This window comes from Mesorhizobium sp. M0518 (genome assembly GCF_040321125.1).
Classification (GTDB): domain Bacteria; phylum Pseudomonadota; class Alphaproteobacteria; order Rhizobiales; family Rhizobiaceae; genus Mesorhizobium.
The window spans coordinates 56,295-78,052 of the sequence record NZ_JAMYQY010000024.1; the positions used below are offsets into that span (position 1 = coordinate 56,295).

A 21,758-nucleotide genomic window follows, 5' to 3' on the forward strand; every position below is an offset into this window, starting at 1 on the left:
GCCCGCTATGCAAAATCGCCACACGCGGCTTTGCCGATTAGCTCCCGGCGCTGGCTACCCACTATGCAGCCGCCGCGCGATGGGACACGCCTTTCTCGCAGCGGCGGCGCAGCCATGTCTTCCACGCGTATAGCATCGAAGGAGGGAGGTCAGAGGTGGTCTCGGGACGGGGTGCTCGGCATTTATGAACCGACCGAGCGCCAGCGAGTGGTCGTCGGCGGGCTCAATGGCGGCATCAGGTAAGGGAACTCGACCTCCATGATCATCTCCGATTTAATTCAAATTTGTCTGTATATATTGACGATTGCACTACCTTCACCTCGTAGACGGCAATGCGGGCGGGTAGAGAGGGTTCTATGATATGATAAGCGATTTTTCCGCCGCCCGAGTGCATTTAGATCGAGCGTATGACTACCTTTGTGGGGATGACCCGATGAGTCAAAGGGGCCGCGAAGCCTTGGACCTGCTAATTGAGGCGGTTGCCGTCGAAGAGTTCAAGCAGCCACGCCAAAGCGCTGAGGTGCTAAGGTTTCCGATCGGGCGCCGCTGCTGAGGTAATCTCCACGGCCGCCATGTAGCCTCGCGGGTGAGGCGCTCACGGCAGGGACTCGCCGCCCCGTGAGGGCCCGGAACGAACGCATTGGCAAACGGAAAGCCACTTGCCAGACCAGCGCCCGGCCGGCGTGGCAAGTAGGCCGGCGGTTCCAAGCGGAGACATTGATGCCGGACTATGTCGTGCTTTGCATCGCATTAAGCTGCTGCGGGATATACGTAACGCCATCCCTAAAAACATCGAATGCGGCAGCGACAGCGCGAATCCCAAAGCGATGCTCCCGCCGTACGCGGACAAAGCCGTTTTCGAAGTCCACTATCCCGTCCTTGGCCAGCATGGCCAAGCGCTCAGCCGAATCGCGAAGACGGATCGGACCAAATCCGTGGGCGACACAGATTGCCGGCACGTCAGCCTCGAAATCGCACATTAATCGCTCGATAATTGCGGCTCGCACGCGGTCGTCGTCTGTGAGGCGATGGCCCTTCGATGTCGCCAGTCGGCCAGCTGCGATGTGCCGGATGTAGGAATCCCGTGTAACTTCGTTTTGAACGTATCCTTGGCCGATGCGGCCGATAGCCGACGCGCCGAAACCGATCAGGGTTCTGCAGGTATCGGCCGAGTAGCCCAACGAGTTACGTCGCAGGCGACCTGTTTCCTGTGCCAGCGCGAGCTCGTCGTCCGGCAAGGCGAAATGGTCGAGCCCGATCTGTCGGTAGCCGGCGGCAATCAGCGTCACGGTGACAGCCGCATACTGTTCAGCGCGGGCAGCGCTGTCGGGAAGAAATTCCGCCTCGATGAGGCGCTGATTCTTTATTTGGGATGGGATGTGCGAGTAGCCGAACAAGGCAAGCCGGTCGGGGCGCATGGCGACCGCCGCCCTCACTGTTTCGACGCACGCCTCCACCGTTTGACGCGGCAGGCCGTAGATGAGGTCGAAGTTGATGCGGCTTACTCCATGCCGGCGCAGCATTTCCACGGCAGCCGACGTCTGGGCCTCGCTCTGGATCCGGTTGATCGCTTTTTGAACAATGGGATCGAAGCTCTGTACGCCCAGGCTCGCGCGGTTCACGCCGGCCGCTCCCAAGCCTTCCGCCATCTCGGGCGTGAGCGTGCGTGGATCGATCTCGATGGCGACCGTAGCTGTTTTCGAGATGGCGAAGCGGCATCGCAGGAATTCCATCAGAGCGAGGAACTCGGCTGGTCCGATGAGAGACGGCGTTCCGCCGCCGAAATGTATGTCGCTCACGGGCAACGTCTTCGGCACTCGCACCGAAACCAGACGGATCTCGTCACGCAGCGCCGCCAGATAGTTGAGGATGGGCGCATCACGGCGGGTGATGGTGGTTGGGAAGCCGCAATACCAGCAGGCTGATCGGCAGAACGGAACGTGCAGATAGAGTGACACCGGATCATCAGCCGGCAGGTTCCTGAGCCATTCCTCATAAGCCTCGGCGCCGACCGCCCCAGAGAACTCCGACACAGCCGGATAGATAGTGTACCAAGGCAGCCGGGCCTCTCGAAATTTCGTGGTCTGCAACGGTCACCGTCCCATGCTGATAACATCCAACCTTACCGCTGCGCTCGCCTGCGTCTTTGCGCTATGTCAGTCCGTTCCGCTTTGGGCTCGAAATTTTTTAGCAATGGGCGCCGTTCAGTCTTGGCTGGACAGCGATGGTCTGAGCGCACTCGGTCAGCGTGGTGTTCCCGCCGCAACCCTCACGCGCACCGTTTTGTTCCACCGTACCTTCCCTTCATCTGCGCGTGGGAGATTCTTCTGAGCGCAGATGCCGCATCCGACGAGACAATACGGTGTTGGGACCAGACTTTGCTCGCCAGCTAGCGCCGCCCCATAGTGATCTCTGCCATCTCGATGAGCTCGTTGTGTGAATTGCTGGCAAGAAGCATTAGCTGTGGCGCGCCGCTTTCAGGACGAGAACCTGCTCGACGCGACCGTCAGGTCCGCCGCACTGCCAAGGCTAGCGCCTACTGATTCAGTGGTGCAAGGCTGCGGCGCGTGGTTATCGACCATCAGCTCGCCAAAGTGACGGCGTCGTACCGGGCGGTGGCCGCCGCATGATGCCTCAACGGCGGGGCTCACAGCAAACAATGCCGTCGCCATTAAGCCAAACTGTCGCGAAGCGAACAGACGAGCCGTAGCCGAAAGATTTGCCGTTCCTGCTTGGGTGGATCCGCAAGGCAAAAAGAACGGAAGCGGGAACCAAGGTCCGCCCGCACATTTGAGCTTCAAGCCGCAGCTGGGTCGTCAGGATGGTACGTTATTTGCAGTAGTACCCTTTGTAAGGCCAACCGCGGAGGTGAAAAGGGGTGATTGTATAAAAATGTTGTATGACCGTCCGGGAGTGATAACTGCTTAATATATCTGACAACAAGTCTCAATCACATTCTAAATTCTCCTGAGCATTAGCACGACAGGTGCAGCAACACTCCTAGAATTCAGCTTGATGCGCTACCAATCGTTTGCTTGGCAAAAATCATTTACCGGTCTCGATTCCTTTTACTATTTAGACGGAGATCAATAATGACCATTGGGAGCCTCCTCCTCGGCTCAACTGCGGCACTGGTCGCCGTTTCCGACGCTCGCGCCGTGATCATCGTCCCCGAGCCTGATCCGACTGAGTACGTCAAGATCTGCGACGTCTACGGCTCGGGCTACGTCTACATTTCAGGCACCGAGACCTGCCTGCGCATCGGCGGCTATCTCAGCTACTACGTGGGCTTGGGCGATGTCGGATTGTTTTACCACGCAAGAACCTCAGATGTGAGGACTGGTGAGGATCAGGGTACATGGCAAAACAACACGCGCTTCACACTGAAAGCTTGGGCCGGCCAGGAGACCGAACTCGGCACGTTGAAGACCTACACCGAAACCCGCGTGAATTTCGGTAACCGCCACACTTCGGTTTCGGACAGTTCTCGGTCCTATGCCTTCAACGGAGACAGCATCTTGACTTTCGCCTGGATTCAGCTTGGTGGCCTCCGAGTTGGTAAGGACTGGTCGGCCTTCGACATGTTTATTGGCGGCGCGGGTGACGTACTCAACCAGACACCGGTTCCGTACGGCGCTTTGGATACCAATGTGGTCCAGTACTACTTCGACGCCGCGAACGGCTTTTCCGCCGTGGTTTCGCTCGAAGAAGGCTCAGGCGCGGTCGGCACAATCGACAACTACGCTCCGCACATAGTCGGCGGCTTGAAATACACACATGGCTGGGGAGCGATCACCGGCGTTGCTGGTTATGATAGCAACTACGAATCGGTAGCCGCCAAGGTCCGTGTCGACATCAATGTCACCAACGAACTGTTGCTGTTCGGAATGTTCGGCTACGGTTCCAATGGCAAGCTCAACGACGACTCCATGAACGCGATCGACGCTCATGGTCGCGGCTTCTATAAGATTTGGGGCGGGAACTGGGCTTTCTGGGCTGGCGCCGCTTACGAGGTCAACGAGACAACTTCGTTCAACCTTCAGCTCTCGGGTGATCAGCTCAAGAACTATGGTGTCGCTGCGAACGTCGCCTATGCGCTTCTTCCAGATTTCACAGTTACGGCTGAACTCGACTATGACCGCTACGGAGGCTCCGCCGTCGGAAAGGTGAAAGCTTCCGAAGTGAACTGGACCAATGCCAACAAGAAGAGCAGTGTCGGCGGTATCCTGCGTTTCGAACGCTCATTCTAATGCGATGAAGCGTTGAGCTCCGAGGTCCAGTTGATGCGCGGACATTTTCCCTACATTCCGTTGATTGTGGATCCACGGCTCGGACGGCCGTCGTACGCGGCGACCGTCATGGAGCTCAGGTTTGACGCCGTGCTCCTGAACACGGCGGTCCCGAGGGCGGCCGATCCGGTCGGCATGGCGCGTGCGTTCGGCAAAGCGGTCGATGCCGGTCGTGAAGCTTTCAGCTCGGGAATGCTCGAACCGCGCTACCCACCGACGATCGGCAGGGCCGTCTTCTCATGAAGTCGTGGACGTGCCGGCGGGATTGACCGGCTGGTGCCGCTCGGCGTGAGTCTGGTGCAGCTCCGGATAAAGGATATGGACGAGAAAGGACTGCAGACGGAAATCCGCTGCGCGAACGACGCCTGCGCGGTCCATGGTTGCCAAGTGAGCGTCAACGACTATTGGCGCACGGCAATCGAGGAAGGCTGCGACTCGTCCATCTTGGTCAAAAGGATTTGGCTGCCGCCGATGCTGACGATGAAATACGCCGGATTGAAGCTCGGCCTTTCGATCCACGATCACACCGAACTGCGCCAGTGGCCGAGCCGGAGTATGTGGCGCTCGGCCCAGTCTATCCAACTAGCCTAAGATGAATGGGCGTCGCAAGGGCTCGAGCGGATCAGCGAGTGGAAGCACCAGGTCGCGCCGATCCCATTGATCTCCATCGACGGCCTCAACCTGACCGGCTCGAAGGCGTTTTTCGAGGCTGGCGCCGAAAGCGCAGCCGTGGTCACCGACCTTGCGATGAACGACGCCCCAGAAGCGCGCACGCGAGAATGGATCGAAAGACAGAGCAATGGCGCTGGGGCGAGAACCGCATCTGCTCGTTGTTGTCGGGTCAGATTCCCGCGGTGGGGCTGGAATTGCCCGCGGATCGAGACGATCGCTTGCCTTGACGTGCGCACCTGCCTTGCTGTCAGCGCGCTGACGGTGCAAACCCATCAAGACGCCTTGGAAATCCAAGTTACGCAACCCGGTCTGGTGGCGGATCAGATGCGCGCTGCGCTTCAGGCTAACAGAGTGGCCGGCACCAAGGTTGGCATGCTCGCAACAGCTGAGATCATCGTCGCTGCGGTTGCCGCTGTGCTGCGCGAATATCGGGCGCATATCGACAGTCCAGATCCGGTGCTGGCTTCCACGTCAGGCGAGCGCTTCTTGAAGCAAGCGCCATCCCGCATCATGAAGTAGCATCTGATGCCGCTTTGCCGTGTCGACACCCAATGTCATTGAACTGGCGCTGCTTACCGGCTCAGAGCTAGCCGCCAATGAGGTCGGCGCGCTTCAAGAAGGACCACAAGCCATCCCGTCTGCTGGACTACTCCTCCACCATTCGAGACACGGATGGTTCCTATCCAGACAATTGATTTTATCAATCTGCGACAATACTGCATAGCGGCGCCGGCGGAATGATCACCGGTAGCAAGACGAGCTGTTTTCAGTGGCCTGCAGGACGCGCACCGCGACCGAGGTACAAGCCAGCTCGTCTGCAGCCATGTTCGGATCGGCCCGCATCGGTGCGCCGAATGAGATTGCCGGCGGAACGCTCTATTCGTGCAGCTATGACGGCAGTCATCTCACCGGGGCCATCCTGCCGATGGATGGCCGGCAGTCGGTGCAGCATGGGCTGACACTGTTCACGGAATGAAGCCGCTCGCGCTTCGGATGGTTGAAATGGACGACATTAGCTTGGAACCGATCAGTCTCAACGAGCTTCTGGCCAGCGTCGGCAAGGAAGTCGGCGTGTCGCCGTGGCGGGTGGTCTCGCAGCGGATGATCGACCAGTTCGCCGAGTCCACCGATGACCACCAGTTCATCCACTGCGATCCGGAGCGCGCCAAGCGCGAGACGCCGTTCGGCGGCACCATCGCACATGGCTTCCTGTCGCTTTCGCTTTTGTCGGCGATGACTTTCGAGACCATGCGGCCGCTCGAAAACTGCAAGATGGGTGTCAACTATGGCTTCGAATCGCTGCGCTTCCTGGCGCCGGTGAAAACCGGATCGCGCATCCGCACCCGTTTCGTACTGGCCGACGTCAAGGTCAGGCCGTCGGGCTGGGTGCAGACGGCGCTGGGCGTGACGATTGAGATCGAGGGCTCGAAAAAGCCGGCGCTGACCGCGCGCTGGTTGACGCTGACGCTGATCAAACGCCAGCCGGAGGCGGCCTGAATTGTCAACGAGCGTCAGCAGAGACGATCTTCACGTGCCGGGGCGATGTAGGCGACCAGTGCGCACCGATCGGCAACGCGGCCACGGGGGTCGGCTAGATAGAGTGGCAGGAATGCCTAATCGGGGCTCGCATCGATGTATCGGAAGCGCTTCGGCTTTCGGCGCTGCATTCCTTCTTCACGAAGGTCCATGCAGAATTCCCGACCACGGGGTCGAAAGATCGGCTTGTGATCGGAGTGGGCAGATCCTCCCCGACTGAATCTGCCAATAGGGTGTTATCGAGTCAACCGGGTCGAACTTGAGGTCGCGGGTGTCGCTGATCGGCTGCTCGTCGAGCTCGAGAGCTGCCAGCTAAAGGCAGAACACGGCGATGCCAAGAGCTCCGCAGTTGATGTGGACGCCCAGAGCTGGGAGTACAGACCAACGAGTTCCCGGCGGGCGAATTTGCCATTGGTAGCGCGCCAGACCAGTCGCGAGAAAGCCTCGATGAGAAGGCCCCCGAGCCGCACGCGGGATCGACTACAGTGGCGTTGGCGAGAGGCCTTCGAAGACAAGATCGAGTGTAAGATGGACGAGCTCGACACGCGTATCGCGCAGTCCCTGCGATCGCGCCTTGTCCGCGGCGCTCGTGCGTGCGAACTGTTGGTAGATCGAGCTGACTAGATGAACCGGGATGGCATTAAAGCGGAACTGGAAGAGACGTCCCTGGCCGAACTAAGCAAGATCAATCCAGCCATCGCTAGAGGTAGGCGAACACGAGACGTTCGGACTCCGTGCCGCTGAAATCCTCAAATTAAATCGGCCGGACCGTTGGAGCTATCATCACCCGCTTGGCTTCCAGAGCTAAGGAGCGGGTTGATTATCTGAACGTCCTCGAAGTCCTTTTCATTGTCGGTCACTACGACACACTCGTTGGCTTCAGCTATAGCGGCAATGATTGTGTCTAGGGCGCTCCGCGAACGGCCTCTGGCTTTGCCGTTGGCCATCAGCCGCGCCCACACGAGGCCAGCTTTCTCGTCGAACGATAGCACGCGGCCAGCGAACAGCGCTGGCGGGCCTTCGGAGCCCTCGAACCAAGTTTCAAGGCTGCTGCGCTTTTTCCCCTTCGGCTTCTCTAGGATGCCTCGGCGAATTTCGGCGACAGTAAGCGAAGCAATGAAGAGGTCTTCGTCCTTCTGCGCGCCCATCCAGGCCAGCAACGAGCCCGAAGGCTCCGGCTTTATGACGTTGCTGATGATATTGGTATGAAGAAGGTAGCGCGTCACAGGTCGATCTTGCGCCCCTCTTCGCGCGGCCGGCTGAGATCGAGACTGGAGCCAACCAGAGGCGAGCGACGCAACGCGGCGAGAATGCTGCCCGCTTTCGGTGGCTCACCCGCCACCGCTTGCTGTATGGTCCGACGAAGCTGTCGGGCATCCGGCCCGCTCTCCGTTAATTTTCGGGCAAGAGTTCGCAGTAGATCGCGGTCTGCGTCGAACGCCTGGATCTCGAACCGCGCGATGCCGCGCTCAGCCAGGCGAGAGCGATAATTCTCGATCGCTCTCTTCTGTGCAGTGTTGCCCATCGCGTGCCTCCGTTCTCTATCCGGATACATAGCCATGGCTTCTTCGGAGCACAAGGTGCCCCGTCATCGGCCAGCACTGGCTCCTGCGCGACGCGCGTTATTGATCACAAGAATTTCCAGCTTGTCGAAGCACTGTGACTTGGCATCATTGTGTCGCGAAACGGAGTATTTCGCGTCAGGACAGGAGCGCGATCATAGCGCGCCGAAACGGCAACAGCCGAAAAGCTTCGTGTGGTCGCCGGCGTGGCCCGCGAATCGGCTGTGCCTGCATCGCCGAAGCCCGATCGACGCTTCGTCAATCTGGTCCGGCTGCTGGCGCGACAGGCCGCACGGGATTTCGTTCAAGCCGAAACGGATAGCCAGACGCGAGACCGCGTCCCGGAGTAAGGGGCCGCCTCATGAAGGTCGCGCTTGGCGCTCGCTACTCAACTGACAATCACCGAGACGCCTCGATCGAGCATCAGTTGCGGCTCTGCTGCTTGCGTGCTGAAAAGCAAGGCTGGACAGTCGTCGACAGCAATACCTACCGCGCGATCTGCGGCGCGTCGCTGTTGCGTCCCGGCTTTCAGGAGCTGATCAGCGATGCGATGCAGGGCAATTCCGTGCTCGCAGAGGCGATGGATCGCCTGACGATGACCGCTGCAAACCGGGAGCAGGCCAGGCTGGGCAAACGTTGCAACAGATCCTTCAAGGAAATTCGTAGACTCTTAGCAACTTCGGCTCGCTGTGAATGATAGGCTTATTGCAACGTCTGAGCTCAGTGGTTCCAAACCGTGGCCCCGCTTATCTTCGACTCGCCGAACTGCTTGCAATTTCGGCTAAAGGCAAGAAGAGCGCCGATTTGTTTGTTCGACACAGGATATCGACGGTCGTCACGGCCACCGAGATTTGTCCGGTCGTTGGACAACCTTCGAAATCTGCAACTTCTGTGGAGAACGCGAAATGAGAAATTCGGTAGGACGTGGTTCTGAGCCATGATGACACTGATTAGTCGCCTACGCATGGCAGCGCATCCTGACCGTCTTCGAATCCTGGGCCTTTGTGCGCATGCGGACCTAACTGTCTGCGAGCTAGCGGAGATTCTGGGCGTGTGTCGAGAGCGGGTTGCGCGACACGTCCGGCTGCTCGCCAGAGCCGACTTTCTTTGCTGCAACGAACAGCCTCCGTGGCGCTCGTACCATCTCAACGCAGGATCCAACGACGGCGGGCTGGTTCAATTATTGGTTGATCTCCTGCCCCATCGCGACGGCTATCATAAACAGGACCTGCAGCGGCTCGAAGCGGTACGAGACACGCGGCCGAAGGGGACCGCGTGCTTGATCGTGAAATAGGTCAATCCAATTGGAGCGCGAAGCTACCATGGACAACTCCGCCGACGGCACGATCGCACAGCCCGACACCTACGGGCGGTCTTCCTTGGCCGCAGTTGATTGCCGCGTTCACGAGCTGCTTCTGAGACAGGAGCGGCAGGAGCGAACGACGCTTAAGCTCATCGCCTCAGAGAACTTTGCGTCCTCGGCCGTGCTGGAAGCGAACGGCTCGATTTTCACGAACAAGTACGCCGAGGGGTACCCCGGTGCGCGCTACTACGCTGGAAACGAGATCGTTGATGAGCTTGAGAATCTAGCCATTGAGCGCCTGAAAACACTATTTGGCAGCGAGCATGCCAACGTCCAGCCTTATTCCGGCTCGCCGGCCAACCAGGCTGTCTATCGTGCGCTTTTGAGTCCCGGTGACATAGTCATGGGCTTGCCCCTTCCGGAAGGGGGCCATCTGACTCATGGTTGGGCCATCAACTTTTCCGGTACTGACTATCAACGCGTGCCCTATGGGTTGGATGAAACGACACAGCAGATTGACTATGACCGCTTGCGCGAGACAGCCAAGCGGGAACGGCCGCGGCTCATTTGGGTCGGCGGAACTGCTTACCCGCGTGTCTTTGACTACGCGGCAATGGCAGAAATTGCCCTGGAAGCGAACTCCTATCTCGTAGCCGACATTGCGCACATCAGCGGCCTGATTGCCGCGGGAGCGCACCCGAATCCCGTGGGCCATTGCGACGTGGTCAGCAGCACGTCCCACAAGTCGATCCGCGGTCCCCGCGGTGGCTTCATTTTGTCAAGGAACGAAGATCGCTATCAGGCCCTGTATCATACAAAGAGCAAATACAATCTCGCCAGACGAATAGACCGGGCGGTCTTCCCTCACCTGCAAGGCGGGCCTCACATGAATGCCATCGCTGCGCTAGCGGTTGCCTTGCACGAAGCCGCGAACCCGTCCTTCCGAAGCTACGGCCAACAGACGGTCAAGAACGCCAAGGCTCTGGCACATGCACTGCTTGAGCGAGGTCATGACCTGGTGACCGGGGGGACGGACAATCACATGCTGATCCTTGATCTTCGCAATCGGCCACTATCGGGCAAGGCCTATGCCGAGCGACTAGCAAAGGCAGGAATCATCACAAACTTCAATATGGTGCCTGGCGACCCGCGGGATCCGGCGGTCACAAGCGGAATTCGCCTGGGGGCACCAGCAGTGACGTCAATGGGCATGCGCGATGTGGAAATGGAGCAAATTGCTGGCTTCATTGACTCCGTCCTCCAGCGGCCAGACGACGAAGATCTCCATGCCTGCGTGCGAAGAGACGTTGCCGACTTGTGCGCTGCGTTCGAGGTCCCGGGCATCTCCGACAAGTAAGGTGGGCCAAGCAAAATGCCCATACCACATCCAACACCCGAAGCGAGGTATTCATGGCTAGGCAGTTCGTGTTCTCTTCCGAATCGGTTGGCGCGGGGCACCCGGATAAGTTGGCCGACAACATCTCGGATGCCATCCTCGATGCCATCCTCCGCACAGATCCCAAGGCGCGCGTCGCCTGTGAAGCGTTGGTAAAATCAGGGATAGTCGTTCTGGCTGGCGAGATTACCAGCGATGCCCAGGTGGATTACAGCCAAGTTGCGCGCGATACGATTCTCGACATTGGGTACGACGACGAGGCCGTCGGCTTCGACGGCCGGCGTTGCTCCGTCGTCCATGCCCTCACCGAGCAGTCGCCCGACATCAGCCAAGGCGTTGACGAGGGAAGAGGGCAAGACCTCCAGCAGGGAGCGGGAGATCAGGGCCTCATGTTCGGCTACGCATGCCGCGAAACCGATACCCTGATGCCTTTGCCGATCCAGCTCGCTCATCGCTTGACGAAACGGCAGGCGTATGTCCGGAAGGCACAGCTTGGCTGGTTGCGTCCTGACATGAAGTCCCAAGTCTCAGTGCGCTATGAGGGGTTGCGCCCGGTCGCCCTGGATACGATCGTCGTGTCGACGCAACATGACGAGCAGGTCTCGCAAGAGACTGTCCGCGAGGGCGTCATTGAGGAAATCATAAAGCCTGTCCTGCCGACCCACCTGGAGACGGAAGGCATCAGAATTCTGGTCAACCCGACGGGGCGGTTCGTAGTCGGCGGGCCGCGCGGCGACTGCGGTCTCACTGGACGCAAGATCATCGTCGATTCCTATGGCGGGATGGGTCGTCATGGCGGCGGCGCCTTCTCGGGCAAGGACCCGTCCAAGGTTGACCGCTCGGCTGCCTACGCGGCCCGCTATGTCGCAAAGAACATCGTCGCCAGCGGACTTGCGGACGTGTGCGAGGTGCAGCTTGCTTACGCAATCGGCGTGGCCAGTCCGGTTTCCGTCATGGTCAACACGTTCGGGACAGCCAGGGTTGAGGAAAGCAGGATCGAGCGCCTCATTCTTGAGTTGTTCGATCTCAGACCGAAAGGCATTATCAAGATGCTTGATCTCTTGCGCCCTATATACCGCAATACAGCCACCTATGGCCATTTCGGCCGTGAAGAGCCTGATTTCACCTGGGAGAAGACAGACAGGGCGGACGAATTGCGTCGCGAGGCAGGACTCGCCGCCCCGTGAGAGCCGCCGGCGAACGGATTGGCAAGCGGAAAGCCCATTCCCACCGGGCGGACCCGCGCCTGGCAGGTGGCGAGAAGCCGGCTCGGGTTTTTTGGCGGAGATTTTGATGCCGGATTATGACGTGCTTTGCATCGGCAATGCCATTGTCGACATCATCGCCCAGTGCGACGAGGAATTCCTCCAGACCAACGGCATCATCAAGGGCGCGATGAACCTCATCGACACAAGGCGCGCCGAGCTGCTGTACAGCCGCATGGGCCCGGCGATCGAGGCCTCCGGCGGCAGTGCCGGCAACACGGCGGCCGGCGTCGCCAGCTTCGGCGGACGCGCCGCCTTCTTCGGCAAGGTCTCCAATGATGCGCTGGGCGAAATCTATGCGCACGACATCCATGCGCAGGGCGTCGCCTTCGACACCAAACCGCTCAAGGGCGAGCCGCCGACGGCGCGCTCGATGATCTTCGTCACCCCCGACGGCGAGCGCTCGATGAACACCTATCTCGGCGCCTGCGTCGAGCTTGGGCCGGAGGATGTCGAGGCCGACAAGGCGTCCGGTGCCAAGGTCACCTATTTCGAAGGCTATCTGTGGGATCCGCCGCGCGCCAAGGAAGCGATCCGGCAGACGGCCAAGCTGGCGCACGCGGCGGGCCGCGAAGTCTCCATGACACTGTCGGATTCGTTCTGCGTCGACCGCTACCGAGACGAGTTCCTCGACCTGATGCGTTCGGGCACGGTCGATATCGTCTTTGCCAACAGCCATGAGATCAAGTCGCTCTACCAGACATCGTCGTTCGACGAAGCGCTGGCGCAGATCCGCAAGGATTGCCGGATCGCCGCCGTCACCCGCTCGGAAAAGGGCTCGGTCATCGTGCGCGGCGACGAGACCGTGGTCATCAAGGCGACCTCGATCAAGGAACTGGTCGACACGACAGGTGCCGGCGATCTCTATGCCGCCGGGTTCCTGCATGGCTACACGCAAGGCCGCCACCTGCAGACCTGCGGCGACCTTGGCTCACTGGCGGCCGGATTGGTGATCCAGCAGATCGGCCCCAGGCCAAGGCAGAATTTGCGCCGCGAGGCGGAACGGGCTGGGTTGCTGTAGATGCGCGGGCAACTAACCAGCTGCCCAACCGACGCGATCATCGCAGTGGCGGAACTGTGTCAAAGCTCGCTGATAACGACAGCCATTCGCTTCGGAGAACTGACCGATGCTGCTGCCGTGAAGCTCGCTGGAAGGGGGTGCAAGGCGGGCATGCCTTGACGGCATTCACCGTCATCGAGATCGCCACCGGCATTTTCCAGAAGCTCAGCTTGGGGAAGGCCAGTAAGGTTCCTGAGGTAACGGAGAACCGCGGCGTCCGTCGGAGCACTTGACTTGCGATCACGTCCCACGATTCCGAATGCGGGCAGACTGGTTAGCCATTGGTCTGGGACCAGCGGAATTGGCAGCAAGGCTTCATCTTCGTCATCTCGACGAGGCGCCGGATATGAAGCCCGGCATTCCGCGGATATTAGGAAGTGCTCGCCTAGCTGGTATTTCACACATCCGAACCTAGGCATCGCGGTCTGGCTTCCACGATTTTGGGATCGTCGAGGGCAACGAGGAAGGGATTGCGATAAAAACGGACCCTGACGGGCGGAAAGGGACTACCCCGCCCTCTCCGATCTCCGTGTCAAAGCTCTTCGGCAGACGCAGAATCGCATCACGGGCCGGGCAGCCTTGGCGGCAGCGACATAGTTTCAGTTCATTTCAACAGGTGCTGGCACCTACTGGGTGTATCTCTTATCCGAACAATCGACAATTACCGCAAGCACGGTCCGCTCGATCGCGTCGCCAGCTATTTTTCGCGATAAGCAGGTTCTTGAGGGCGCCGAAGCGGAAACACGACAATCCGTCGCCATTTGCTCCCACGCTCGTCAGATTCTCGTCAGCAGGGGGTGTGCGAATTTGGAATTCCAGTTGCTCCATCTGGGGGAAATATTCAACGGAGGCATGAAATGGATGCATTGAACAACGCCAACTCGCCGCGCCGGAACCTCACATGGCAAACTGGGGCTGTTCGCGAACTAATCACTTTTGAACAACCCATGAGAGACTTGCCACAGGAGCCAGAACAACAAGCCGAAGTTGGCCCGTCCCGTCCTGTTGTCTCAGCCGCAGACCAGCGCTTCAACACGGCGGCCCAGCAGCCACATAGGAGTTGCTTATCGCAATTTCCAATCGCGGTGCGACTGTCAATTCTGATCAGCCCAAGACAGGCGGGCTTTCGGCGGCCCTGGAGTGCGTTGTGGAGCGTTCCGGCGCGGTCTGGGTAGGTTTTTCCGAGCATCTGGGCGACGGCGATAAGCAACAGGTGCCCCTCGTACAGCGTGGCAAAGGTCAAATCGGGTGGCTCGCTGGGCCGGCAGCGGACTATCCTCGGTACTATCAAGGTTTTGCAAATTCAATATTGTGGCCGGCGCTCCACTCGCTGCCGGACCGGATCTCAGGCTCGGAAGAGGATTATAAAAGTTATCGCGACGTCAATGCCTTCATGGCGCGCGCGGTGTCCGAATTGGGAGATAACGCAGTCTACTGGGTTCATGACTATCATTTCCTGCCGCTCGGCGCTGATTTGCACAGACTCGGTATTGACCGGCCGATCGGCCATTTCCTGCATACGCCATGGCCCGAGTCTGACATGATGGAGCGCGTGCCCAATTCTGGCGAGCTAATGAAATGTATGCTCGAGTATGATCTGCTCGGTTTCCAGACCGACCGTGATGTGAGCAATTTCCTCGCCTGTGTCCAATCTCATTTGGGGCTGGAGAGCAAGGACGGGGTCGTTTTCTCGGACCATGGCCAGACGCAATGCCAAAAGTTTCCTATAGGTATCGATCCGAAGCAATTCGAACAGTGTGCCGCAGATTCGCTTGAGGCGCAGAAAGCCTACATTTCGCAGTTGAAACTTGGTGGAGCAAAGCTAGTTATCGGCGTCGATCGGCTCGACTACACCAAGGGCATCGACAATCGGATTAAAGCTTTCGATCTGCTGGCAGTCGAGCCGCAACGTGTCTCGCTCTTGCAAATCGCAACTCCCTCACGTGGCGACATCCAAGCGTACAGCGAATATCGGCGCGACGTCGAAAGACTCGTCAATCAAGTCAACAACCGGCATGGCACGGACGAGTGGATGCCGATTATCTATGAGAACAGGTCGTTCACCCAAGCTGAGATCGCGGGTCTTTACAGAGCCGCGCGTGTTTGCGTTGTGACGCCGTTGCGCGATGGCATGAATCTTGTGGCGAAAGAATACATTGCTGCACAAGATCCGAGCGACCCTGGCGTTCTGGTGTTATCGAAGTTTGCCGGCGCGGCCGAAGACTTCGGCGAGGACGCCCTGCTGGTAAATCCGAGGCTCTCCGACGAGATAGCTACCGCGATCTCAAGAGCGGCCAGCATGCCGCGCGAAGAACGCATCCAACGCTGGCGGAGGATGATGGACAAACTTGAAGCGTATACGATCCACCATTGGTCAGCGGACTTCGTTCGGCAACTGGACAGCAGCCGGGTTACGGTCCCTGCGGATCACTTCCACTATGTTGGCTTGGGCTGGATCAGCGAGGCCCAAATGCCTTCGTATCGGACCGAGCCAGAATTGCACACCGCGCTGACGCGTGCACTTTATAAAAACTGGGTCCTGCCGATCGTATGATGCAGAATATGAAGCACGCGAGCTTTGCCTGCATTTGCGCATCCCTCAATGCCGAGCGCTTGGAGAGAGAGATACTTATCCTGACCGCCTGAATGCGGCTTAAGCGGCTTATCGGGACCACAGTCGGGCTTTGCATCAGACCCTTGAGCCAGGCTCCGTCAGTGTGGTCTCTTGCCGCCGAGCGGAGTCATCACGATTGCCTAGTCACCCGTGATGACGACTGGCGTGCCAATTCCCGCGGTTTGGCGCTCACTCCGAGAAAACCGCTTCTACCACGCACGCACGACTTGCCGCCGCATCGTTAGACATCGCCACCAATGCGATCTTCTGCATTCTAATGACGTTGTCACGCGCTTGAAGTCTCGTCCGAAATCCTTCATCGGCGACCTGCGAGGGATGTCGCAGCCCGACAGGGATCCATTAGTTGGACAATGGTGGCAGCGGAGCAGCGCCGCCAATGCGACTGAATATTTCACAATGTTAGACAAGCGTAAAAGCGAAATCACATAACGACATAAACATTTCGTTATGCGTCATTGACAAAAGAGCGGACTGCTGTGATTGTCTGCGTGTCGTGGTTCTCGCGTGCGGCGCTGCCGCAGCGGAGCTAAGAGGGAAGCCGGTGCAATGCCGGCGCTGCCCCCGCAACTGTTAGCGGCGAGCCAACCCCACTCATGTCACTGAGGCGAATACCCTCAGGAAGACGGGTAGAGGCTATGACCCCGCGAGCCAGGAGACCTGCCACGGCGAATTACGTCCACGGGCGGGGTGTCTCGGTGGCCGCTGCAAGCCGGCGTTCGTGCCGGCCTGCTAGCGCCTTCCTTGTCATCGGCGCCCCAACCATCGGGGTATGACATGACTGACTCTCAGGAAATTCCTGTAGCAACGCTCGGCGTGCCGCGCTTCGGTCGTCGGCGAGAACTGAAATTCGCGCTTGAAAGCTACTGGTCCGGAACATCGTCCGCTGGCGACCTTCTCACGACGTCGAAGGCGCTCCGTGCCGCTAGCTGGGAAGAGCAGCGCGATCGCGGCGTGTCGAAAATCCCGTCGAACGACTTCTCGCTTTACGACCATGTGCTCGACGCCGCAGCCATGGTCGGGGCCGTTCCATCCCGTTACGGCTGGAATAGCGGCGAGGTCCCACTTGACATCTACTTCGCAATGGCGCGCGGCAACCAGGGTCAGACGGAGGATTGTGGACACGCTGGTCACCAGGAGCAGGCTCATGGACCTGGTGTAACCGCGATGGAAATGACCAAGTGGTTTGACACCAACTACCACTACATTGTGCCGGAACTCGATGATGATCAGGCGTTCGCCCTCTCGTCATCGAAGCCGGTCGATTACTTCCTCGAGGCTAAAGCTCTCGGCATTCACACACGCCCAGTCATCCTTGGACCCATCACCTTCCTCAAGCTGGCGAAATCGCCTGCCGAGGGGTTCGGTCCCATCGCGCTCCTACCGCGGCTGCTGCCCGTTTACGAGCAAGTCCTGCAGAAGCTGAAGCTGTCGGGAGCCGACTGGGTGCAGATCGATGAGCCAGCGCTTGTCCTCGATCTGAACCCGAACGAACGAGCTGCGTTCGAATTCGCCTATGGCCAGCTGTCGAAAGCCGCGCCCGAGCTGAAGATCATGCTGGCTACGTATTTCGGGTCGCTGGGAGACAATCTCGAAACCGCGGTTTCTCTGCCCTTGGCCGGGCTGCATATTGATCTCGTGCGCGCTCCCGAGCAGCTGGAAACGGTGGGTCGGCTCGCTCCGAAGGATCTGGTGCTCTCGCTTGGCTTGATCGATGGCCGCAACGTCTGGCGTGCGAACCTGCCCGCCATTCTCGACCGCATCAAACCGATCGTCGCCGGCTGGCCCTTGGACCGCGTCGAGATCGCGCCTTCTTGCTCGATGATGCATGTGCCGATCGACCTGCGCATGGAGACGGAACTCGAGGCGGACATCAGGTCGTGGCTCGCCTTCGCGGCCCAGAAGACCGACGAGCTGGTCTTGCTGGCCCGGGCCCTGTCCCAAGGCAGGGATGCGGTGGCAGGCGCGTTGAAAGCGTCTGCCGAGGCTGCCGCCACGCGCGTGACATCCACGAGGATCCATGACCCGCTTGTTCAGGGGCGGATCGCTAGCATTGAGGACAGCGCGAAGCGACGAGAGAGCGCTTTTGGCGAGCGCTCCAGAGTCCAAGCCGGCTCACTCGGGCTGCCGCCGTTCCCGACGACGACCATCGGGTCCTTCCCGCAGACGCCGCAGGTACGCAAGGCGCGGGCCGCTCATGCGAAGGGCCAGCTGAGCTATGTCGACTATGAGACGTTCCTGAAGAAGGAGATCGAGGCTGCAATTCGCTGGCAGGAAGAGATCGGGCTGGACGTGCTGGTGCACGGTGAGTTCGAGCGAAACGACATGGTACAGCATTTCGGCGAGCAGTTGTCCGGCTTCGCGCTCACCCAGCATGCCTGGGTACAAAGCTATGGGTCGCGCTACGTGCGTCCCCCCATCATTTTCGGCGACGTATCGAGGCGCAATCCGATGACAGTGCGCTGGTGGCAATTCGCCCAGTCGCTTACGGAAAAGCCCGTGAAGGGAATGCTCACAGGCCCAGTCACCATTCTCAACTGGTCTTTTGTTCGCGACGACGTACCCCGCTCCGAAGCCTGCCGCCAGATCGCGCTCGCCATCCGCGACGAAGTGACGGATCTCGAAAGGTCCGGCGCAAGGATGGTCCAGATCGATGAGGCCGCCTTTCGCGAAGGATTGCCACTGCGCCAATCTGACTGGAAAGTCTATCTCGACTGGGCTGTCGAATGCTTCCGGATCGCTTCAACGGGTGTAAAGGACGCGACTCAAATTCATACCCACATGTGCTATTCGGAGTTCAACGAGATCATTCACGCGATCGCTGAAATGGATGCGGATGTCATTTCGATTGAGACGTCGCGCTCGAAGATGGAACTGTTGGACGCCTTCACGAGCTCCAAATATCCGAACGAAATCGGTCCCGGCGTTTATGATATTCACTCACCACGCGTCCCGGAAGCCGGCGAGATTTCGGACTTAGTCATGCTTGCCCGCGAGCGACTGTCCGACGGCCAACTGTGGATAAACCCGGACTGTGGCCTCAAAACACGCAAATGGGAGGAGGTCCGCCCTGCCCTCATTAACATGGTCGCTGCAGCACGCGCGCTCCGGCAGAAAGTGCAGGCGTGAGGCTTCTCTTCCTCACCGTGTGGGGAGTTGCCGACTGGCGGATGTCGGCCGGGAATATGCCAAACCGATCACACTCTTGGAAATAAGCCACTCGGCGAAAATGTGCGATTTTTCTTCGGCACGTGTCCTCATCCCGCAGAAATATGAATGTGACACTACGCTATAGTATTGGTCCTTGGGAACATACAGGCCCCGCGCCTCGAACAAATCGTACACACGTCGTTTCTCAAAGTAGACTGCTTGGCACGTTCGCTCAGGCGGCGACAATATATGGTGCTGCGCGTCTGTCCGCTTCCCCAGTTGATTCGCGCAGACTACGGGCGAAGTGGCAGGTTTCGGGTATTGCTAGCCTCCCGCCAATTCGGAGATGGATGTGGCAATTCGTGTGGCACAAGTAAAAGCCGCAATCATTTTCGATTGCGACGTCCGCAGCCAGTTAGCCCTTTATTTTCCTGAGATCTGCGTTACAGGCCGGGGCGTTGTCGCCGTTTCGGAGGGTAAGATGGGATAGGCGACCTCGGGTGCCTCTCCGGTCAGCGAGTTGAGGAAGGCAACAAGCAGGTCAACTTCTTCGTCCGCCAGTACTACGCCAAGCTGGGTGGTCCCCATGATGGCGACGGCCTGTTTCAGATCCCAAACCTTGCCCGAATGAAAGTATGGCGCGGTGAGTGCAACGTTGCGCAGCGGCGCCACGCGGAAAACATAGTAGTCATCGGCTGCATTGGTGACCGCAAATCGGCCCTTGTCTTTGTCCGGCAGGACCTCGGCGCTGGGCTGTTCCACGAGGCCGAATGGGAAATAGGCTTGCCCACCAACGTTGATGCCGGCATGGCAGGACGAGCAGCCTTTATCCATGAAAAGCGCCAGGCCCTGTTTCTGTTCGGAAGTCATGGCAAGCTCATCACCATTCAGGAAGCTGTCGAACGGGGCCGGTGTGACCAGTGTCGCCTCGAAGGCTTCGATCGCCTTGGCGAAGTTGTCGAAGGTGACCCGATCGGCTTCAGCCGGAAAAGCTGCATCGAACCACTCGACATATTGCGGCATGGACTTGAGCGTGGCGATGACTTGGTCCGGTGTATTGGCCATTTCGATGCCGGCTTGGACCGGTCCCTTCGCCTGAGCCTTCAGGTCTGCGGCACGACCATCCCAGAACTGAGCGATGTTGAAGACAGCGTTCAGTACAGTCGGCGCGTTGCGCTGTCCCTTCTGCCAACCATGGCCGATCGAGGTTTCGTGATTGTCGTCGCCGCCGGTGGCCAGGTTGTGGCACGAGTTGCACGACAAGACGCCTGACGCCGAGACGCGTGGATCGAAGAACAGTGCCTTGCCGAGAGCGATCTTTTCCGGGGTGATCGGGTTGTTGGCGACTGTCGGCGTGGTGGATGGCAAAGCCCTGAAGGTGGCCAATGCCGTATCTCTGAGGCCGGTGGGGATCGAATCCGCAGCAAAGGCGGTGGGTGCCAGCAAGGTGACAGCCATCGTTCTGAATAGGATTTTCATAAATGGTCTTCCTGCGTCGTGCACGCAGCCACTATGCGATCTGCGGCTCATGAACGCCCTGAGCTAGATCAGTTGAGGGAGAGGATCGGGGTCTGGCACCTGTTTTCGCGGCTGAGCTGGGACCCTCTTGGAAGTGATCGCTCTTCTCGATTGGACTTCAGGGAGGAGGAGTATCCCTGCTCGGCAACCGTTTGTATGCATCAAAGCACGTCCTGAGGGCGGCTTCGTAGATTCGGTCACTGCGATCTTCCCGCCATCGTTGAGAAAGTCGATAGCATCCGCAAGAATGGCAATCTCTTGCACGATGTGCGCTGCACGCCTTGCGAAAAGTGACCTTCTGAAACCTCAGGGTTCATTCGTTCCTCCTGACCGGCTGATTGCGTGAATCGACCTTATCGACACCCGCCGACTGCACATTGTGATGTCACCAGCGATGGCGGTTTCAATACCTAAGCAGCGATGGTCTATGCGACAGTATGGATGTCCTATCGGAATAGCCGGTCCGCCTTGTCGACCGTCACACCGGCATATAGTTCCGCTTCTACGAACATCCCATCACGCGAGGAAAGACATGGCCAATACGCGCAGTATCGCCAATCTAGCCCTTGTGCCGGCGCGGCGCTTGAGCAGGTCCACCGGCTGTAACTGCCTCACACCTCGATCCACAGATCCTAGGCGATGACCACGTTGTCGTCGTCATTTGACGGACGCGGGGCAGTGGCCCATAAGCGAGCCACCGCAAACTGTGCGGTTGCCAATGCGTAATGAAGTGAATTGGAATGATCTTCGGTTTGCGAAACACGCACGTCCGACGCAGCTTGCGTTGACAGAGGCGGTTTTACGCGCAATAGCACTTCCGCCGGCCTATTTTTGTGGAGTTCAATTGTGGTTCGGCCAAGGGAGCTGGGCGCCGGACCGGCCCCGTGTAAACCTCATCAAAGAGAGAGAGACCCTGCATGGATGAATTCTTACCGCGCATCGCCACTGGTGCCGGCATCGGCCCGGCTCTCGCAGAGAAGGGCGTTGGGTTAATGCTGGGTTTCCTGCAAAGCCACGCGGCCGACGGTCCCGTTGCGCGCATGATCGAGGCCATTCCGGGAGCTTCGGAATTAGTAGCGAAGTATCATGGCGACGACCCAGAGGGTGGCGGCCTTATGGGGCTCGGCCAGCAATTGATGAGTGAGGGTCTCAGCATGGCAAAGATCGCCGGCCTCGCCAACGAGACGATCGCCTGCGCCAAGGAACATGCCGGCGACGAACTCGTGGACGAGGTCCTCAATTCCGTTCCTGGCCTTCCCCAGTTCGTCTGATCAGCGGCAGCCGGGGGCGCATGACCTCGTGCGCCCGTGCCGGCCCGTCTGCGCAGCAGGCATTCTCCGCCGAGCGTTCCGTACCGATCTCGCCAGACCACCGA

General features: G+C 59.1%; 18 protein-coding genes, 1 pseudogene and 1 riboswitch. Of the genes and pseudogenes, 15 read left to right on the forward strand and 4 right to left on the reverse strand.

Annotation, left to right across the window (positions count from 1 at the left end):
• Positions 1-361 precede the first annotated feature (361 nt).
• Positions 362-553 (forward strand): hypothetical protein, encoded by a 192-nt coding sequence (locus NKI66_RS27530; RefSeq protein WP_023685615.1) that lies wholly within the window; start codon positions 362-364, stop codon positions 551-553.
• A gap of 175 nt (positions 554-728) precedes the next feature.
• On the opposite strand, the gene hemN is transcribed toward NKI66_RS27530, so the two are convergent.
• Positions 729-2,090: an oxygen-independent coproporphyrinogen III oxidase gene (hemN, locus tag NKI66_RS27535; protein WP_352753603.1), complete on the reverse strand. Its 1,362-nt coding sequence runs from the start codon at positions 2,088-2,090 to the stop codon at positions 729-731.
• Between the two features lie 1,002 nt (positions 2,091-3,092).
• Between hemN and NKI66_RS27540 the strand changes: the two genes are divergently transcribed.
• The 6 genes and pseudogenes from NKI66_RS27540 to NKI66_RS27565 all read left to right on the forward strand — a co-directional run bounded on the left by NKI66_RS27540 (position 3,093) and on the right by NKI66_RS27565 (position 6,458).
• Positions 3,093-4,250: a porin gene (locus NKI66_RS27540; protein ID WP_023737095.1), complete on the forward strand. Its 1,158-nt coding sequence runs from the start codon at positions 3,093-3,095 to the stop codon at positions 4,248-4,250.
• A gap of 18 nt (positions 4,251-4,268) precedes the next feature.
• A pseudogene (locus NKI66_RS27545) lies at positions 4,269-4,532 on the forward strand (thiazole synthase); the annotation flags it as partial.
• Between the two features lie 75 nt (positions 4,533-4,607).
• Positions 4,608-4,880, forward strand: a complete 273-nt coding sequence (locus tag NKI66_RS27550) for a beta/alpha barrel domain-containing protein (RefSeq protein WP_352753605.1) — start codon at positions 4,608-4,610, stop codon at positions 4,878-4,880.
• Positions 4,881-4,946: 66 nt separating this feature from the next.
• The gene (locus NKI66_RS27555; protein WP_352753607.1) at positions 4,947-5,480 is read left to right on the forward strand and encodes a bifunctional hydroxymethylpyrimidine kinase/phosphomethylpyrimidine kinase; all 534 of its coding nucleotides are present in this window, start codon (positions 4,947-4,949) and stop codon (positions 5,478-5,480) included.
• A gap of 304 nt (positions 5,481-5,784) precedes the next feature.
• A complete protein-coding gene (locus NKI66_RS27560) occupies positions 5,785-5,937 on the forward strand; it encodes a hypothetical protein (RefSeq protein WP_352753609.1) in 153 nt (50 codons plus the stop codon).
• A 26-nt stretch (positions 5,938-5,963) separates the two neighbouring features.
• A complete protein-coding gene (locus NKI66_RS27565) occupies positions 5,964-6,458 on the forward strand; it encodes a MaoC family dehydratase (RefSeq protein WP_352753611.1) in 495 nt (164 codons plus the stop codon).
• Between the two features lie 788 nt (positions 6,459-7,246).
• On the opposite strand, the gene NKI66_RS27570 is transcribed toward NKI66_RS27565, so the two are convergent.
• Together NKI66_RS27570 and NKI66_RS27575 are read right to left on the reverse strand one after the other, a co-directional pair.
• On the reverse strand, positions 7,247-7,723 hold the full coding sequence (locus NKI66_RS27570; RefSeq protein WP_352753613.1) for a PIN domain-containing protein: 477 nt from the start codon (positions 7,721-7,723) through the stop codon (positions 7,247-7,249).
• Positions 7,720-8,022: a hypothetical protein gene (locus tag NKI66_RS27575; RefSeq protein ID WP_023737099.1), complete on the reverse strand. Its 303-nt coding sequence runs from the start codon at positions 8,020-8,022 to the stop codon at positions 7,720-7,722. The genes NKI66_RS27570 and NKI66_RS27575 overlap by 4 nt, the downstream gene beginning before the upstream one ends.
• A gap of 398 nt (positions 8,023-8,420) precedes the next feature.
• On the opposite strand from NKI66_RS27575, the gene NKI66_RS27580 reads away from it, so the two are divergent.
• From NKI66_RS27580 to metE, 7 genes are all read left to right on the forward strand, one after another.
• A complete protein-coding gene (locus NKI66_RS27580; RefSeq protein ID WP_352753616.1) occupies positions 8,421-8,756 on the forward strand; it encodes a recombinase family protein in 336 nt (111 codons plus the stop codon).
• 267 nt (positions 8,757-9,023) lie between these two features.
• Positions 9,024-9,353, forward strand: a complete 330-nt coding sequence (locus tag NKI66_RS27585; protein ID WP_245260337.1) for an ArsR/SmtB family transcription factor — start codon at positions 9,024-9,026, stop codon at positions 9,351-9,353.
• Between the two features lie 28 nt (positions 9,354-9,381).
• Positions 9,382-10,719: a serine hydroxymethyltransferase gene (glyA, locus tag NKI66_RS27590; RefSeq protein ID WP_352753618.1), complete on the forward strand. Its 1,338-nt coding sequence runs from the start codon at positions 9,382-9,384 to the stop codon at positions 10,717-10,719.
• 53 nt (positions 10,720-10,772) lie between these two features.
• Entirely contained in the window at positions 10,773-11,945 is a 1,173-nt protein-coding gene (gene metK, locus NKI66_RS27595; RefSeq protein WP_023812683.1) for a methionine adenosyltransferase, read from the forward strand.
• A gap of 106 nt (positions 11,946-12,051) precedes the next feature.
• Positions 12,052-13,044 carry an adenosine kinase gene (locus NKI66_RS27600; RefSeq protein ID WP_352753620.1) on the forward strand — a complete coding sequence of 331 codons (993 nt, stop codon included), beginning with the start codon at positions 12,052-12,054 and terminating at the stop codon, positions 13,042-13,044.
• A gap of 1,186 nt (positions 13,045-14,230) precedes the next feature.
• Positions 14,231-15,637: an alpha,alpha-trehalose-phosphate synthase (UDP-forming) gene (locus NKI66_RS27605; protein WP_352753622.1), complete on the forward strand. Its 1,407-nt coding sequence runs from the start codon at positions 14,231-14,233 to the stop codon at positions 15,635-15,637.
• Between the two features lie 558 nt (positions 15,638-16,195).
• Positions 16,196-16,397, forward strand: a riboswitch (cobalamin riboswitch).
• A 95-nt stretch (positions 16,398-16,492) separates the two neighbouring features.
• Complete coding sequence (gene metE, locus NKI66_RS27610) at positions 16,493-18,844, forward strand: 5-methyltetrahydropteroyltriglutamate--homocysteine S-methyltransferase (protein ID WP_352753624.1); 2,352 nt, start codon at positions 16,493-16,495, stop codon at positions 18,842-18,844.
• Between the two features lie 444 nt (positions 18,845-19,288).
• Here metE and NKI66_RS27615 read toward each other — a convergent pair whose 3' ends face one another.
• Entirely contained in the window at positions 19,289-20,344 is a 1,056-nt protein-coding gene (locus NKI66_RS27615) for a cytochrome-c peroxidase (RefSeq protein ID WP_352753626.1), read from the reverse strand.
• Between the two features lie 956 nt (positions 20,345-21,300).
• Here NKI66_RS27615 and NKI66_RS27620 point away from each other — a divergent pair.
• A complete protein-coding gene (locus tag NKI66_RS27620) occupies positions 21,301-21,654 on the forward strand; it encodes a hypothetical protein (protein WP_352753629.1) in 354 nt (117 codons plus the stop codon).
• Positions 21,655-21,758 lie beyond the last annotated feature (104 nt).

Excerpts from the sequence above, each read along its gene's own strand:
- NKI66_RS27530 (WP_023685615.1), top strand. The coding sequence starts at position 362 with ATGATAAGCGATTTTTCCGCCGCCCGAGTGCATTTAGATCGAGCGTAT.
- NKI66_RS27540 (WP_023737095.1), top strand. The coding sequence starts at position 3,093 with ATGACCATTGGGAGCCTCCTCCTCGGCTCAACTGCGGCACTGGTCGCC.
- NKI66_RS27550 (WP_352753605.1), top strand. The coding sequence starts at position 4,608 with ATGGACGAGAAAGGACTGCAGACGGAAATCCGCTGCGCGAACGACGCC.
- NKI66_RS27560 (WP_352753609.1), top strand. The coding sequence starts at position 5,785 with ATGTTCGGATCGGCCCGCATCGGTGCGCCGAATGAGATTGCCGGCGGA.
- NKI66_RS27565 (WP_352753611.1), top strand. The coding sequence starts at position 5,964 with ATGGACGACATTAGCTTGGAACCGATCAGTCTCAACGAGCTTCTGGCC.
- NKI66_RS27575 (WP_023737099.1), bottom strand. The coding sequence starts at position 8,022 with ATGGGCAACACTGCACAGAAGAGAGCGATCGAGAATTATCGCTCTCGC.
- NKI66_RS27580 (WP_352753616.1), top strand. The coding sequence starts at position 8,421 with ATGAAGGTCGCGCTTGGCGCTCGCTACTCAACTGACAATCACCGAGAC.
- NKI66_RS27585 (WP_245260337.1), top strand. The coding sequence starts at position 9,024 with ATGGCAGCGCATCCTGACCGTCTTCGAATCCTGGGCCTTTGTGCGCAT.
- glyA (WP_352753618.1), top strand. The coding sequence starts at position 9,382 with ATGGACAACTCCGCCGACGGCACGATCGCACAGCCCGACACCTACGGG.
- metK (WP_023812683.1), top strand. The coding sequence starts at position 10,773 with ATGGCTAGGCAGTTCGTGTTCTCTTCCGAATCGGTTGGCGCGGGGCAC.
- NKI66_RS27600 (WP_352753620.1), top strand. The coding sequence starts at position 12,052 with ATGCCGGATTATGACGTGCTTTGCATCGGCAATGCCATTGTCGACATC.
- metE (WP_352753624.1), top strand. The coding sequence starts at position 16,493 with ATGACTGACTCTCAGGAAATTCCTGTAGCAACGCTCGGCGTGCCGCGC.
- NKI66_RS27615 (WP_352753626.1), bottom strand. The coding sequence starts at position 20,344 with ATGAAAATCCTATTCAGAACGATGGCTGTCACCTTGCTGGCACCCACC.
- NKI66_RS27620 (WP_352753629.1), top strand. The coding sequence starts at position 21,301 with ATGGATGAATTCTTACCGCGCATCGCCACTGGTGCCGGCATCGGCCCG.